This window comes from Streptomyces sp. NPDC005803, from assembly GCF_040630435.1.
Classification (GTDB): domain Bacteria; phylum Actinomycetota; class Actinomycetes; order Streptomycetales; family Streptomycetaceae; genus Streptomyces.
In genome coordinates this window covers 85,716-100,893 of the sequence record NZ_JBEXXO010000009.1, presented here as the reverse complement: position 1 = coordinate 100,893, position 15,178 = coordinate 85,716, and the positions used below count along the sequence as shown (strand labels likewise).

The 15,178-nt window shown below is 68.7% G+C and carries 11 protein-coding genes; 9 read left to right on the top strand and 2 right to left on the bottom strand.

The genetic code is table 11. From position 1 onward, the window contains the following. Nucleotides 1–88 precede the first annotated feature (88 nt). The 7 genes from ABZ454_RS15055 to ABZ454_RS15025 all read left to right on the top strand — a co-directional run bounded on the left by ABZ454_RS15055 (nucleotide 89) and on the right by ABZ454_RS15025 (nucleotide 9,726). The gene (locus ABZ454_RS15055; protein WP_359538171.1) at nucleotides 89–1,069 is read left to right on the top strand and encodes a helix-turn-helix domain-containing protein; all 981 of its coding nucleotides are present in this window, start codon (nucleotides 89–91) and stop codon (nucleotides 1,067–1,069) included. Between the two features lie 880 nt (nucleotides 1,070–1,949). Next, nucleotides 1,950–3,263, top strand: coding sequence for an ABC transporter substrate-binding protein (locus ABZ454_RS15050; protein WP_359538170.1), 1,314 nt, complete (start codon nucleotides 1,950–1,952; stop codon nucleotides 3,261–3,263). A gap of 135 nt (nucleotides 3,264–3,398) precedes the next feature. Then, nucleotides 3,399–4,364, top strand: coding sequence for a sugar ABC transporter permease (locus ABZ454_RS15045; RefSeq protein WP_359538169.1), 966 nt, complete (start codon nucleotides 3,399–3,401; stop codon nucleotides 4,362–4,364). Nucleotides 4,365–4,372: 8 nt separating this feature from the next. Next, nucleotides 4,373–5,239 (top strand): carbohydrate ABC transporter permease, encoded by an 867-nt coding sequence (locus ABZ454_RS15040; protein ID WP_359538366.1) that lies wholly within the window; start codon nucleotides 4,373–4,375, stop codon nucleotides 5,237–5,239. Between the two features lie 44 nt (nucleotides 5,240–5,283). After that, entirely contained in the window at nucleotides 5,284–7,758 is a 2,475-nt protein-coding gene (locus ABZ454_RS15035; RefSeq protein ID WP_359538168.1) for a glycoside hydrolase family 2 protein, read from the top strand. Beyond that, a complete protein-coding gene (locus ABZ454_RS15030) occupies nucleotides 7,751–8,809 on the top strand; it encodes a LacI family DNA-binding transcriptional regulator (RefSeq protein WP_359538166.1) in 1,059 nt (352 codons plus the stop codon). Before ABZ454_RS15035 ends, ABZ454_RS15030 begins: the two co-directional genes overlap by 8 nt. Before the next feature lie 239 nt (nucleotides 8,810–9,048). Then, nucleotides 9,049–9,726 carry an alpha/beta fold hydrolase gene (locus ABZ454_RS15025; RefSeq protein ID WP_359538164.1) on the top strand — a complete coding sequence of 226 codons (678 nt, stop codon included), beginning with the start codon at nucleotides 9,049–9,051 and terminating at the stop codon, nucleotides 9,724–9,726. 111 nt (nucleotides 9,727–9,837) lie between these two features. Here ABZ454_RS15025 and ABZ454_RS15020 read toward each other — a convergent pair whose 3' ends face one another. Further along, nucleotides 9,838–10,851, bottom strand: a complete 1,014-nt coding sequence (locus ABZ454_RS15020; RefSeq protein ID WP_359538364.1) for a glycosyl hydrolase — start codon at nucleotides 10,849–10,851, stop codon at nucleotides 9,838–9,840. Nucleotides 10,852–11,871: 1,020 nt separating this feature from the next. On the opposite strand from ABZ454_RS15020, the gene ABZ454_RS15015 reads away from it, so the two are divergent. Next, nucleotides 11,872–13,296, top strand: coding sequence for a non-reducing end alpha-L-arabinofuranosidase family hydrolase (locus ABZ454_RS15015; protein WP_356318359.1), 1,425 nt, complete (start codon nucleotides 11,872–11,874; stop codon nucleotides 13,294–13,296). A gap of 309 nt (nucleotides 13,297–13,605) precedes the next feature. Beyond that, a complete protein-coding gene (locus ABZ454_RS15010; RefSeq protein ID WP_356318361.1) occupies nucleotides 13,606–14,136 on the top strand; it encodes a metallophosphoesterase in 531 nt (176 codons plus the stop codon). Between the two features lie 69 nt (nucleotides 14,137–14,205). On the opposite strand, the gene ABZ454_RS15005 is transcribed toward ABZ454_RS15010, so the two are convergent. After that, the gene (locus ABZ454_RS15005) at nucleotides 14,206–15,096 is read right to left on the bottom strand and encodes an SDR family oxidoreductase (RefSeq protein WP_359538163.1); all 891 of its coding nucleotides are present in this window, start codon (nucleotides 15,094–15,096) and stop codon (nucleotides 14,206–14,208) included. Between the last annotated feature and the right edge of the window lie 82 nt (nucleotides 15,097–15,178).

Here is a 15,178-nt window from a genome sequence, read left to right as displayed (position 1 = left end):
TCGGGCCGAGCCCGGCGAGATCCACTCTGAGGTGCTGAGACGACGGCGGGTGAGTGGCCTGAGGGACACCTGTCGTACCATTCCGGCCATGCCGCACAACGTTGCCGTTCTTGCTCTCGACGGAGTCCTGCCCCTGGATCTGGGCATCCCGGCCCGGGTGTTCAACGAAGCGTGCACCCCGGACGGGACTCGCCTCTATTCGGTGAGGACCTTCTCGATCGGGGGCCGGCCGGTCCGTACGCACGAGGACTTCCGGCTCGTCGTGGACCATGACGAGTCGCTGCTGCGGACCGCGGACACGGTGGTGATCGCCACCCTGGAGCCCAGCGCCGACCTGCTCGCGACGGGGGCGCTGCCGAGCGACATCGCCGCGGTACTGGATGCGATCCGGCCGCAGACCCGCATCGTGAGTCTGTGCACCTCGGCCTTCCTGCTCGCGGCGGCCGGACTGCTCGACGGCCGGCGGGCCACCACTCACTGGGCGCTGTGTGACGCGTTCGCGGGGCTGTTCCCCGACGTCGAGGTCGATCCGAACGTGCTGTTCATCGACAACGGCCGCATCCTGACGTCCGCCGGCGCCGCGGCCGGCATCGACCTGTGCCTTCACCTGGTTCGGGTGGACCACGGGGCGACGGTCGCGGCGGCCGCGGCGCGCCGGTGCGTCGCAGCGCCGTGGCGCGAGGGCGGACAGGCGCAGTTCATCGAGCACCTGGTGCCTCAGGACACCGACCGTTCGACCTCGGCGACCCGGCAGTGGGCACTGGAACGGCTGGCCGAACCGATCACCCTGGAGGACATGGCGCAGCACGCGCACATGAGTGTGCGCACCTTCACCCGTCGTTTCCGCGCGGAGGCGGGCATCAGCCCACTCAAATGGCTGGCCCAGCGCCGTCTGGCCCACGCCCGCCTGCTGTTGGAGTCCACGGCCCTGCCCGTCGCCCGCATCGCCACCGCCTGTGGCTTCGGCGACCCGGTCGCGCTGCGCAAGCAGTTCCACACCTACGTGGGACTGTCTCCGGTGGCCTACCGCCGGGCGCACAACGCGCCGGAGGCGGCGATGGCACGATGAGCGCCCACGGAAGCGTGGGCCGGCCTTCGCCGTCGGGCTGCGTCGGGCGGTGGAGCTGACCGACTTCGGGCGGCGTCGGGCGGCGGCGGAACTGACCGACTTCGGGCGCCTTCGGGCGGCGTCGGGCGCTGGAATTGACCGCCGCCAGGCGCCCATGAGCTGCGTTCCCTTCGGCGTGCCCGGTCCTTGAGTACGTAGTGGCCTGTTTCCGAGGCCTGCGCACCGGGCCCCACGTTGCGCCCGCTGAACGACTAGATCCTCGACGCCCCCGGCGAGGAGCACCCGCCAGCGTTCAGCCGAGCCCGCTCCCCAGGGCGGGCACGACACCACCCCCGGCCACGGCGATGCCGACCTCGATCAATGCCGCCGTGGCGGTGATGCCGGCCGCCCATGCGCGGGCTGCGCGATCGAACCCGGCGGGAGCGGCCGTGTCACCCGCTCGAGCCGATGCCGCGACCCGCGCCGCGTCCGCTGTCGGCGCTCTGGCTGCGTCCCCCTTCCGCCGCTACGAAAAGCGGCGATCGCGTCACTGCCCGGGGGTGAGGCGACCGACCGATGACTACTCAAGGTCACGCTCCTTCGAGGAGGAGTGGCATGCGGGTCCGCTGGGGGCACCACATAGGACCATGGTCTGACAACGTTGTCCAGTGCGGTGTCCACTCCCTCGGATTGATGCGTTCAAGTTTCGATCGATTTAGTCAAGGTTTAGTAAATGAGCTGATCAGGGCTTTAAATCAGCTGGAAATGGGGGTGGACCGGTCTATGGACATGGCCGCCGCGTTACGTCTAGGTTGAGCGCTCATCAGGCCGGGACAGCGGGAGTCGACGTGGCATCCCTCCGGGCGTGGTGCCGGAAGTCGTGCAGTGAGGGGTGGAGGAAATGCGCAGAGCGTGTGTGGCCTTGGTGGCCGTGACGATGGTCGCTGCCACAGCGTGTAGCGGTCAGGGGGATGCGACGAGTGGCGAGACCGCGGCTCCACCGAGCGATCCCGCGAAGGTCTCGGGCGGCATCACGGTCCTGACCAACAGGACGGACCAGATCGCCGACGGCTCGTTGAAGAAGTACGCGGCCGAGTTCAACAAGATCTACCCGGGCGTGAAGGTCAAGTTCGAGGGCCTGACCGACTACGAGGGCGAGACCAAGATCCGGATGAACACCGAGAACTACGGTGACGTCCTCCTGATCCCCAACTCCCTCTCCGTCGAGCAGTACCCCCACTTCTTCGCGCCGCTCGGCAACAGCATCGCCCTGTCGGACAAGTTCGACTACACCGACCACGCCACAGTGGACGGCAAGGTCTACGGTCTGGCCAACATCGGGGTGGCGAACGGGTTCGTCTACAACAAGGCGGTCTGGCAGAAGGCCGGCATCAAGGACTGGCCCGCCACGCCCGAGGAGTTCATCGCGGACCTGGAGACGGTGAAGGCGAAGACCGCCGCCGTCCCCTACTACACGAACTACAAGGACGGCTGGCCCCTCACCAACTGGACCAACGCCATCGGGTCGCCCTCCTGCGACTCCGGGGCCTACGACTCCCTGGCGAAGACCAAGGAGCCCTGGAGCAGCGGATCGGACCTGTACGCGATCGACAAGCTCCTCTACACGATCGTCGAGAAGAAGCTGGCCGAGCCCGACCCGACCACGACCAACTGGGAAGACTCGAAGGCGCAGATCGGAGCCGGCAAGGTCGCGACGATGTGGCTGGGGTCCTGGGCGATCTCCCAGATGCGGGCGGGCGCGGAGGCCGCCGGGAAGAACCCCGACGACATCGCGTTCATGCCGTTCCCGGCCCAGCACGACGGGGCGTACTGCTCCGTGCTGCGCCCCGACTACCAGTACGCGGTCAACGCGCACTCCGACAACAAGGAGGCGGCCCGGGCGTGGATCGACTGGTACATCACCAAGTCGGGCCAGGCCGCCGGTGAAGGGTCCATCTCCTCGGTCAAGGGCGCTCCGCTGCCGGACACGCTCAAGGCGTTCTCCGACAACGATGTCATGATGATTCCTCAGGACCAGGAGCGCATCGTCGACGTCAACAAGATCGACAAAGCGTCCGAGATCGGCATCACCGCACAGGGCTACCGGCAGAAGCTGGTCGACGTCGCCCGGGGCGCGGCCGACGGGGACATGGACAGCTACTTCGGCGAGCTGAACGGCAAGTGGGCCGAGGCTCAGCAGACCCTCGGCGGCTGACCCCGCGCGGCACGGTGAGACCCCGACCAGGACAGGCGTGCGCCTCCCCGCCCGGGCAGGGCCACGCGCGCACTGCTCGCCGTGCCGCCGCCCCGGAATCCGCCCGACAGGGAACCCACGACGAGGAACCATGAGATGACCGTTGCCCACACGACCCGTGCCGGGGGGCCGGCCGCCGGCCGGCGAAGCGCACCGCCGCCGCAGTACGCACCCGGCCGGCCACGCGCCGGCAGGCGGCGCCGCACCGCGGCCCTGACCCCCTGGCTCTTCCTGGCCGCGCCCCTGGCGCTGCTGCTGATGTTCACGTTCCTGCCGGTGGCCGACATGATCGGTTACAGCTTCACCGACTGGGACGGCATCAGCCCCACGCGCTCCTCCGTGGGCGGGGAGAACTACACCGACCTGGTGACACAGCCCGCGCGGTTCGAGGTGTTCCTCGTCAGCGGGTTCTACCTGGCGGCGTCGTTCCTCCAGATCGCGCTGGCCCTGTACTTCGCCACGATCCTCAGCTTCAACACCCGGTTCCGCAACCTGTTCAAGGGCCTGCTGTTCTTTCCCTACCTGATCAACGGGGTGGCCGTCGCCTTCGTGTTCCTGTACTTCTTCCAGCCCGACGGCACCCTCGACACGCTGCTGCGCCTGGTCGGGGCACAGGACAAGCACCTGTGGCTCGGCGATCCGGACCTGGCCAACCCCTCGCTCGCGGGGGTGTCGGTGTGGCGCTTCATGGGCCTGAACATGGTGCTGTTCCTCGGTGCGATCCAGTCCATTCCGCCGCACCTGTACGAGGCTGCGGAGCTGGACGGGGCGAACCGCTGGCAGCAGTTCCGCCACATCATCGCGCCCAGCATCAAGCCGATCATCAGCCTGAGTTTCATACTCGCCGTTTCCGGTTCCCTGGCCGTCTTCGAGATCCCCTACATCATGACCGGGGGCGCCAACGGAACGGAGACGTTCGTCATCCAGACGGTCAAGCTGGCCTTCCAGTTCGACAAGGTCGGCCTGGCCTCGGCGTCGGCCGTCGTCCTGCTGATCCTGATCCTGCTGATCACCTGGGTCCAGCGCCGGCTGTTTCCCGAGGAGAGGGTGGAGCTCTCGTGACCACCGACATGTCCGCCCCGCCCCGGCGCACGGTCCGCGGCGGCCGCCCCGGCCCGGCCGGTCTTCCCGGCGTCCTCACGTACCTTTCCCTGCTCCTGGCTTCGGCCGTGGTCCTCGTTCCTCTCGTCGTCGTTCTGCTGACCTCGCTCAAGACCGAGTCGGAGGTGGCGAACACCGGGCCGCTGGCGCTGCCCGGCGACTGGTTCAACTTCGCCAACTACGCGACCGCCATCGAGCAGGGGGCGATGCTGCGGGCGTTCGGCAACACGACGCTGATCCTCGTGGTCTCCACCGCGGGGACGGTGCTGATCGGCTCGATGACCGCCTATGCCATCGACCGCTTCCAGTTCCGCCTCAAGAAGCTGGTGATGGGCCTCTTCCTGCTGGCGACGCTGGTGCCCAGCGTGACCACACAGGTCGCGACGTTCCAGGTGATCGACGATCTCGGGGCCTTCAACAGCCGGTGGGCGCCGATCCTGCTGTACACCGGCACCGACATCGTCTCGATCTACATCTTCCTGCAGTTCATCCGGTCCATCCCCGTCTCCCTGGACGAGGCCGCGCGCATCGACGGCGCCAACTCCTGGACGATCTACCGGAAGATCATCCTCCCGATGCTGCGACCGGCCATCGCCACGGTCGTCATCGTCAAGGGCATCGCGATCTACAACGACTTCTACGTGCCCTTCCTCTACATGCCGGACCCTGAACTCGGCACCATCTCCACCGCCCTGTTCCGGTTCAAAGGCCCCTTCGGCGCCCATTGGGAGACCATCTCCGCCGGCACGATCGTGGTGATCGTGCCCACCCTGATCGTCTTCCTGGCGCTCCAGCGCTTCATCTACAGCGGATTCGCGGCCGGCTCCACCAAGTGACCCGCCCGCCCACCGCGCCCCGCACTACCTCTCAAGGAGTACGCATGAAGGTCCGCACACCGCTGTCCCAGGGCTGGACGCTGCGCCTGAACACCGACCGCGGCACCCCCGAAGGCGCGCCCCCGCAGCTGGCCAGAACCGCCGTACCGGCACAGGTGCCCGGCTGCGTCCACACCGACCTGATGGCGGCGGACCTGCTGGCCGACCCGTACCTGGACCGCAACGAGTCGGAGGCGGCGTGGGTGGGCCGCGCCGACTGGACCTACGCGACCGAACTGCCCCGGCGCGACAGCACCTTCGAGCGGGCCGACCTGGTCTTCGACGGGCTGGACACGGTCGCCGCCGTCCACGTCGCCGGCCGGCTGCTGGGGCGTACCCGGAACATGCACCGTTCCTACCGGTTCGACGTCACCGGCCTGCTGGCCGACGGCCCGGCACCGCTCGACATCGCCTTCACCTCCGCCTACACCGAGGCCGAGGCGGTCCGGACGGCGCTGGGACAACGGCCCAACTCCTATCCCCAGCCGTTCAACTACATACGCAAGATGGCCTGTTCGTTCGGATGGGACTGGGGCCCCACGCTGGTGACGGCCGGCGTGTGGCGCGAGGCGCGCGTCGAGCAGTGGTCCACGGCCCGACTGGCTGAGGTCCGTCCCCAGGTCACCGTCGCCGGCGACGGGAGCGGCATCGTCGAGATCACCGTCGGACTGGACCGCACGACGAGCGGTCAGAACCGGCCGCTGCGTCTGGTGGCTACGGCCGGCGACGCCTCCTCGGAGATCACCGTCGCGCCCGGAGCCACGACCGCGACGGTGACCGTACGGGTTCCGGATGTGGCCCTGTGGTGGCCGCGCGGCTACGGCGACCAGGCACTCTACGCGTGCACCGTCGTGCTCGAGGACGACAACGACGGCCACCTTCTGGACGCGTGGGAGCGACGCGTCGGCTTCCGTACGATCGCACTCGACACCTCCGAGGACGTGCACGGAAGTGCCTTCACCCTGGTCGTCAACGGCACCCCGGTCTTCGCCCGGGGAGTGAACTGGATACCCGACGACGTCTTCCCCACACGCGTCACCGCTGACCGCTACCGGACCCGTCTCACCCAGGCCGCCGAAGCGGGTGTGGACCTGGTACGCGTGTGGGGCGGGGGGATCTACGAGGACCGGGCCTTCTACGACGTCTGCGACGAGCTGGGCCTGATGGTCTGGCAGGACTTCCTCTTCGCCTGCGCCGCCTACCCGGAGGAGCAGCCGCTGCGCTCCGAGATCGAGGCCGAGGCGCGGGAGAACGTGGCCCGGCTGATGCCCCACCCGTCGTTGGTGCTGTGGAACGGCAACAACGAGAACCTGTGGGGATTCGCCGACTGGGAGTGGGAGCGGGAACTCGCCGGAGAGTCCTGGGGGGAGGGGTACTACCTGGGTCTGCTGCCCCGCATCGTGGCGCAGACGGACCCGACACGGCCCTACTGGGCGGGCAGCCCCTGGTCCGGGTCGTGGAACCACGCTCCGAACGACCCCGACCACGGCACCGCACACTCGTGGGAGGTGTGGAACCGCCGCGACTACAGCGACTACCTCACCACGGTGCCCCGCTTCGTCGCGGAGTTCGGCTGGCAGGCCCCGCCGGCCCACGCCACCCTGGAACGCGCGCTGTCCGAACGGCCGCTGACCGCCGATTCCCCCGGCATGCTGCACCACCAGAAGGCGGAGGACGGCAACGGCAAGCTGAACCGTGGGCTCGGCCACCACTTCGCCCCGCCGGCCGACTTCGACACCTGGCACTACCTGACCCAACTGAACCAGGCGCGCGCGGTCGCCACCGGGGTGGAGCACTGGCGCTCCCACTGGCCCCGGTGTGCCGGTACGGTGCTGTGGCAGCTCAACGACTGCTGGCCGGTGACCTCCTGGGCGGCGATCGACGGTGACGCCCGGCTCAAGCCGCTGTACTTCGAGATGCGCCGCCTGTACGCCGACCGGCTGCTGACGGTCCAGGACCGGGACGGCGCCCTGATGATCGCGGGCTGCAACCAGAGTGCCGTCACCTGGGACACCACCGTCACGGTCCGTCGCGTCGGCGCGGACGGAACCGTGCTGGCGAGCGCCGAGGTCACGCTCAAGGCCGCAGCACGCAGCGTGGCTCTTCAGGCGCTGCCCCGTTCGGTCACCGAGTTCGGCGACGCGCACCGGGAGTTCCTGGTAGCTGACGCGGACGGCTCGCGCGCGGTGCACTTCGCCCGCGCGGACCGGGAGTTCGCCTACCCGGCCGCCTCCTACGACGTCCGGGTGAGCGAGGACGGAGAGCGTGGCGTGGTGGTCACGGTCACCGCCGCCGGCCTCGTACGGGACCTGGTGCTCCAGGCCGACCGGCTGGCCCCGGACGCCCGCGCCGACCACGGACGGGTCACCCTGCTGCCCGGCGAGAGCTTCACCTGGCGGGTCACCGGCTGGGAGCAGCCCAGCGCGGAGGCCGCGGACGGCGCACTGTTCTGCGTCAACGGTGCGTCCGGCCGTGAGTGAGGCCCCTGTACGCCGGTCCGGGCGCGTCACCATCAATGATGTGGCCGCCCGGGCCGGGGTGTCCCGAGGGGCGGTGTCCCTGGCGTTCAACAACCGGCCCGGTGTCTCGGAAGCCACGCGTGCGCGCATCATGGCGGCGGTCACCGAGCTGGGCTGGGTGCCGAGCCAGAACGCGATCAAGCTGTCCGGATCCGCGACCGGAGCCGCGGACACCGTCGGTCTGGTCATCGCCCGGCCGGCGCGGCAGTTGGGGCTCGAACCCTTCTACATGGAGTTCATCTCCGGGGTCGAGTCCGTCCTGGAGGAGCGCCGGTGCTCCCTGCTCCTGCACCTGGTGCGCGATGCCGTCCAGGAGATAGCCGTCCACCGCGAGTGGTGGCAGTCGCGCCGGATCGCCGGTTCCATCCTGGTCGACATCCAGCAGAACGACCCCCGGGTCACCGAACTGGCGGCGATCGGGCTGCCGGCCGTCGCGGTCGGCCACCCGTCCCTGACCGGCGGGTTCACATCGGTGTGGACCGATGACGAGGCTGCCGTGCACGAGGCGGTGCGCTACCTCGCCGCCCTCGGGCACAGACGGATCGCCCGGGTGGGCGGCCATCCGTCACTCGGCCACACCATCATCCGGACCGCCGCGCTGAACACGATCGTGGCGGAACTCGGGCTGGAGCCGGCCCGTAGCGTCACCACCGACTATTCGGGCGAGCAGGGAGCCCGGGCGACGCGATCACTGCTGGCCTCACCCCGCCGCCCCACGGCCATCGTCTACGACAACGACATCATGGCGGTCGCGGGCCTGTCCGTGGCCGCCGAGATGGGCTTGAGCGTACCGAGGGACGTGAGCCTGATCGCCTGGGACGACTCCCAGTTGTGCCAGCTCACGCACCCGACCCTCTCCGCCATGAGCCATGACGTGTTCGGCTTCGGCGCCGACGTCACCCGTCGGCTGTTCGACGTCGTCCACCGCCGCGACCTGTCGTCCGGCCCGGCGGCGCCCCCCGTGCTGGTGCCCCGCGGCAGCAGCGCACCCCCGCGCGAACCCGCCGACTGACGGCGACGGCCGCGGCGGCGTCCCGGGCCGGAGGCGGCACTCCGGAGCGGGCCGCCCTTCTGCCGTTTCCCTTCCACCCGTCCCCTCGCGTCGAAAGGCAGGTGCGCCATGCCCCGGTACCGCCGAGGAGCCCTGGCCGCCCTCCCACCGGTCGGTACTCCCGCCACCGCCGCGCCGCCCCCGGCGACCAGCGATCCGCCGAGCCGGAGCGCGGGCACCTTCGTGCGGCGAGCCGCCTCATGAGGCTCGCCACCAGAGCGTGGGGGAACGGCCGCCGCACAGCCGTGCTGGTACACGGCATCATGACGGACTCACGCACCTGGAACCGCGTCGCACCCGCCGTCGCCGACCACGGCTACCGGGTCGTCGCCGTCGACCTGCGCGGCCACGGCGCAAGTGACCACGGCGAGACCTACACTCCCGACCTCATGGCCGCAGACCTGCTCGAAACGCTGCCTCCGGCCCCCGACCTCGCCATCAGCCACTCACTCGGCTCGGCCGCACTGCTGCTCGCCATGCCCCGATTGCGCTGTGCCCGCGCCGTCCACTGCGACCCCGCGTGGGTGAGCCGGCCCCGGGACCTGGCCGCCCTGCGTGCCGGGAAGCACGCCACCTGGCAGGAGTTGCGGGCCGCGCACCCGCGCTGGCACGACGACGACATCACCGCCGAGCATCGAGCCCTGGCGACCTGGGACCCGAGTTCGGTGTCCGCCCTGGTGCATCTGCCCGGCCTCCCCGCCGCTTCGGTCGCACCCTCTCTGGTGCTGCTCGCCGACCCCAGCGAGCGGATCTCACCGGCCTCGGCGGTGACCCTGCGGCGCCGGGGCTATGACACGCGGACGGTGGACGGTGCGGGGCACACCGTCCACCGCGACGATCCGGTGGGTTTCCTCGACGGGCTGTCCGGATGGCTGTGACCACACCCGACCGCTTGCCGTCAGGACGGGGACGAACAGCCGCCGGTCTCCTCCGGCCCGACCCGGATTCCGGAAGCCGCGCGTCCGCCGGGGTCATGGCGGCAGGGGCCCTCAGGGCAGGTGGACCTCGCCCTGGTTCAGGACGCGGGGGTGGAAGTACGCCGCCTGGATCTCGGCGTTGGTGTTGTTCCCGCGCAGATGCTCGGACCACATCATGAACCACGCCCATTGCGGCTGGCTCTGCAGCAGCGCGGCGGTCGGCATCTTGCCGATCTCCCCGATGGCCATGGGCTTTGTTCCGGCGATGTTCCTCATTTGCTGGTAATCGGCGGAACTCGGGTGACTCTTGTACCAGACGTCCAGTGACACGACATCGGCGTACTGATTTCCCGGGTAGTAATTGCTCCACCCGCCGGCTGGGTTGTCCTGCACGTTCCACACCCAGATGAGATTGTCCAGCCCCTTCGTTCCCGCGAGGTAGTCACGCGTGATCTGGAAGAGCCGTGCACTTCCGTTCGCACCCGGCCGGTTTCCCCACCAGTTCCACGATTCGTTCATCTCGTGGAACGGGCGGAAGAGAACGGGGACTCCGGCGTTCTTCAGCTGTTGCAGGTAGGGAACGGCCTCGTCGAGACGCTGCTTCCACGCCTTGTTCAGCGTGCTGCCGTCGGTGAGGATCTGGGAGAACTGCGCGTCGGACATGTTCGACTTCACGCCGCCCTCGAACGCGCAGCTGCTTCCTCCGGTGGGCGGACAGACATGCCAGGTCAGTGCCACCAGCGACCCGTTGGCCCACTCGGTCTTCGCCTGGTCCACCACCCGTTGGCGATCGGCCACGTCCGGGGCGGCGAACATCAGGTCGCCGCCCCACAGGCCCGGGTACTGCCCGGTGACGTCCTTGACCTGCTGCGTGTACTGCCCGGGAGCCGAAGCGGGCTCCTTGTTGTGCTGCCCGGAGACGATGCTGGTGCCGGAGATGGAGCGCAGATAGTTCACCACCGTCTGCTTGGGGGTCGCGGGGAACGCTTGCGCGGATTCAGTCGCCGGGAAAGCGAATACTGCTGAGAAGACGGCTGCAGCAGTCAGGGCGGACATGGCGAAGCGTTGATTTCTTCTCACGGGCATTCCTGCTTTCGCGCTGGAGTGGAAATGCTTGACGCCATGAAGGTGGCGGAATCTCTGGTGCCCGTCAATGGCCCACGTAGCCTCTCGTTGCCGGCGCACAACATAATTTACTTAACGTTTCCTAAACATGGTGCGGTTCTCTCCACATGTCCCCAATGTGGACTTCAATTCACGGCTCGTGCCGCTCCGTGAATCCGGTGCCGCACTCGCGGACCGGACGCCGTGCGGGACGGCGCGCCGGGAACCACTCCGGTGTTCCCCTTCCGACGCAGGTTTCGCGCCGCTCGGCCGACGGTGCAGGCAGGCGGCGGGCCACCTGGGAGCCGGCGTCCGCATCCAGGGGCGAGGCTGTCGTTCGCGGCCCGGCCCGTCCCGGCCGTCGGCAAGGTGGTCGCCAAGGGCCGGCGGAGACGGAGTAGTCGTCCTTCGACCGATCACCTGAACAGCAGGCCGAGGGGTCGAAATTTCTGACGTCATTCGGGAATCGGCGCTCAAGGATGCCGGGGGACATGGTCGGCCAGGTGTCGGCGTCGCCCGTGAAATCGCGCCGTTCCGTCGTCAAGCGATGTCTACCGCAGGACACTTGACGGGGTGACGTGCGCTTTTCCCCGTAGGGGGTCTGCGAAATATTTCGACGCTTATGGCGATACATGCGAGAGGGGTTGACGTCGTTCATCGGCTCCCTATCATTCAAGTTGCTCGATACTTCGACTGGCGTTCGATATACCGAACGTCTCGGGGTAGCTCCCCCGTACGGCAGGACGTCCCCGGTTGCACCCATCTTCCGGGCCACAAGGCGTGGGGGGTGTGTATATGTCATGCACCCATCAAGTCGGTTTTCGTCGTTGCGCGCCGGCCTCGGTCGCAAGGCCCTGGAACGCGCCCCGTCGTCCCATTCGTGACGTCACGAGTGGTCAGCCGTGGTGCTCACGGACCGCAACAAGCCGCACTGCACCGACAGTCCGGACGACCTCTGACGAGGTCCACCGGAATCGCTCACTCAAGGTTTGGGAAGTTCCCATGCATAGAGGAAGTCTCTCCCGCAGGCATCTGTCCGCGGTGCTCGCCGCCGCGGTCGCGGCCCTGGCCGCGTTGGCGGCCATGCTCGTCGCCACCCCGGCTCAGGCGGCCACCAGTGGCGCCTTGCGCGGAGTCGGTTCGGGCCGGTGTCTCGATGTGGCGGGCGCCGGCCAGACCGACGGCACGTCCCTCCAGATCTACGACTGCTGGGACGGGACCAACCAGCAGTGGACGTTGACGGACGCCAACCAGTTGACGGTGTACGGAAACAAGTGCCTGGATGTTCCGGGCCACGCCACCACGGCCGGCACCCGGGTGCAGATCTGGAGCTGTTCCGGCGGCACGAACCAGCAGTGGCGGATGAACTCCGACGGCACGGTCGTCGGCGTGGAGTCCGGGCTGTGCCTGGAGGCTACGGGCACCGCTACGGCCAACGGCACGGCGGTTCAGCTCTGGACGTGCAACGGCGGCAGCAACCAGAAGTGGACCGGTCTGACCGGAACGCCGCCGACGGGCGGCACGTGTGCTCTTCCGTCGACCTACCGGTGGGCGTCGACGGGTGTGCTGGCGCAGCCTGCGAACGGGTGGGCCGCGGTGAAGGACTTCACCACCGTGACCTACAACGGCAAGCACCTGGTCTACGCGTCGAACGTGTCGGGATCGTCGTACGGCTCGATGATGTTCAGTCCCTTCACGAACTGGTCGGACATGGCGTCGACCGGCCAGACCGGGATGAGCCAGGCCGCGGTGGCGCCCACCCTGTTCTACTTCGCGCCCAAGAGCATCTGGGTGCTGGCCTACCAGTGGGGTGCGTCGGCCTTCATCTACCGCACGTCGAGTGACCCCACCAACCCCAATGGCTGGTCCTCTCCGCAGCCACTGTTCACCGGGAGCATCTCCGGCTCCGACACCGGACCGATCGACCAGACCCTGATCGCCGACGGCCAGAACATGTACCTGTTCTTCGCCGGCGACAACGGCAAGATCTACCGGGCGAGCATGCCGATCGGGAACTTCCCGGGCAACTTCGGCTCGTCGTCCACGACGGTCATGAGCGACACGAAGGCCAATCTGTTCGAGGCCGTACAGGTCTACAAGGTGCAGGGCCAGAACCAGTACCTCATGATCGTCGAGGCGATGGGCGCGAACGGGCGCTACTTCCGTTCCTTCACGGCCTCCAGCCTGAGCGGCTCGTGGACCCCGCAGGCCACCTCCGAGAGCAACCCCTTCGCGGGCAAGGCCAACAGCGGTGCCGGCTGGACCAACGACATCAGCCACGGTGACCTGGTCCGGAACAACCCCGACCAGACCATGACCATCGACCCCTGCAACCTGCAGTTCCTCTACCAGGGCAAGTCCCCCGCCGCGGGAGGTGACTACAACCAACTGCCGTGGCGGCCGGGTGTCCTCACTCTGCAGCGCTGATCTCTTCGGTGTACGGCGACCGTGAGGAAGTGCGGTCCGCAGGCATGTGAGCGAGCGGTGCACGGCGTGGGTGCCTCCACCCGCTGACCGACACGCACCGCATGGAGGGGCCCCGGCCGCGCACGGCCGGGGCCCCTCGACGAGGCGTTCCCACCCGAGAGCGACCGGGAGCGGCCTGACCATGCGAGGGGGGGGGCGGCCGTACCTGTCCCTCGGCGGCTCCTCGATCCCGCCTCAGGCCGTTCACGCCGTCTGCCCGTGGTGGACCACGGATGCGTCGAATCGGACAGCGTGGGGTACATCGCTCCCATGATCAAGCACGCGCCGGCGGGTCCTTCCTCGCGGTTGCTCCTCGTCTCCGACACTCACCTGCCGGTACGAGCCAAGCGCCTCCCCGCAGAACTCCTGCGGGCGGCGGAGGCGGCCGACGTCGTGATCCATGCCGGGGACTGGGTCGACACCGCCACGCTCGACCTGCTGGAGGAGCGGGCGCGGCGGCTGATCGGCGTGTTCGGCAACAACGACGGCCCCGAGCTGAGGGAGCGGCTGCCCGAGGTGGCCCGCGCGAAGCTGGGCGGCCTGCGGTTCGGCGTCGTCCACGAGACCGGGAGCGCGCGGGGGAGAGAGGCCCGGTGCGCCGACCGCTTTCCCGATCTGGACGTCCTGGTCTTCGGCCACAGCCATATTCCCTGGGACACGGAGGCGCCGGGCGGCCTGCGGCTCCTCAACCCGGGGTCACCGACGGACCGCAGACGGCAGCCCCACTGCACCTACATGACCCTCGTCGTCACGGACGGGGTGCTGGACGAGGTCACGCTGCACCGATTGCCGAAACGCTGACATCGGCAGGGCTCCCCGGTGCTCGGGACCGATCCGGTGACCAGCCTGGGCGGGGCCGGCCGGCGGACGTTACGGCAGGGGGGTGCCGCCCGTGGCGTTGAGGACCTCGGCGGTGATGTAACTCGCTTGCGGCGAGGCCAGGAAGACATAGCAAGGAGCCATCTCCGCAGGCTGGGCAGGTCGTCCCAGGGGGGACTGTTTGCCGAACTCCACCGTGTCGGGCATGGTCGCGGGGATCAGAGGGGTCCAGACGGGGCCGGGCGCCACCGCGTTGACCCGGATGCCGTCCGGTGCCACCATCTGCGCCAGGCCCTGGGTGAACGTGACGATCGCGCCCTTGGTCATGGCGTAGTCCAGCAGGTGCGGGCTCGGCTTGTACGCCTGGACCGAGGCGGAGTTGATGATGCACCCACCCTTGGGCATGTGGGGCAGACTCATCTTCGACAGCCAGAACATGCCGTAGAGATTCGTCCGGACCACCCGGTCGAACTGCTCGGTGGAGATGGCGCTGATGCCGTCGGGCTGGGACATCTGGTACGCGGCATTGTTGACGAGGATGTCGATGCGGCCGAACTCCGCGACCGCGCGTTCGACGAGACCCCGGCACTGATCCTCGTCACGGATGTCGCAGACGACCGGTACGGCCCGGCGTCCCGCGTCCTCGACGAGCCGGACCGTTTCGCGTGCGTCCTCCTCCTCGGACTCGAGGTGGCTGAAGAGCACATCGGCGCCCTCCCGCGCGTAAGCCAGCGCCACGGCACGTCCGATGCCGGAATCCCCACCGGTCACCAGAGCCTTCCGGTCGGTGAGAAGGCCGTGGCCCCGATAGGCCTCCTCGCCGTGGTCCGGCGGCGGGTCCATCGCTCCGGTCCAGCCGGGAACGGACTGCTCCTGCTGCGGAAAGTCGGGTTGCGGGTGCTTGGTCACGGGGTTCCGTGCGGGCTGTTCGTCATGCGCCATGCTGTGCCTCCTGATCCGGTGGGGGAGGACATACCTGTTCCCCAAACGGAGGAGCCGAATCCGGGTGGTGGCGTCCCGTGGG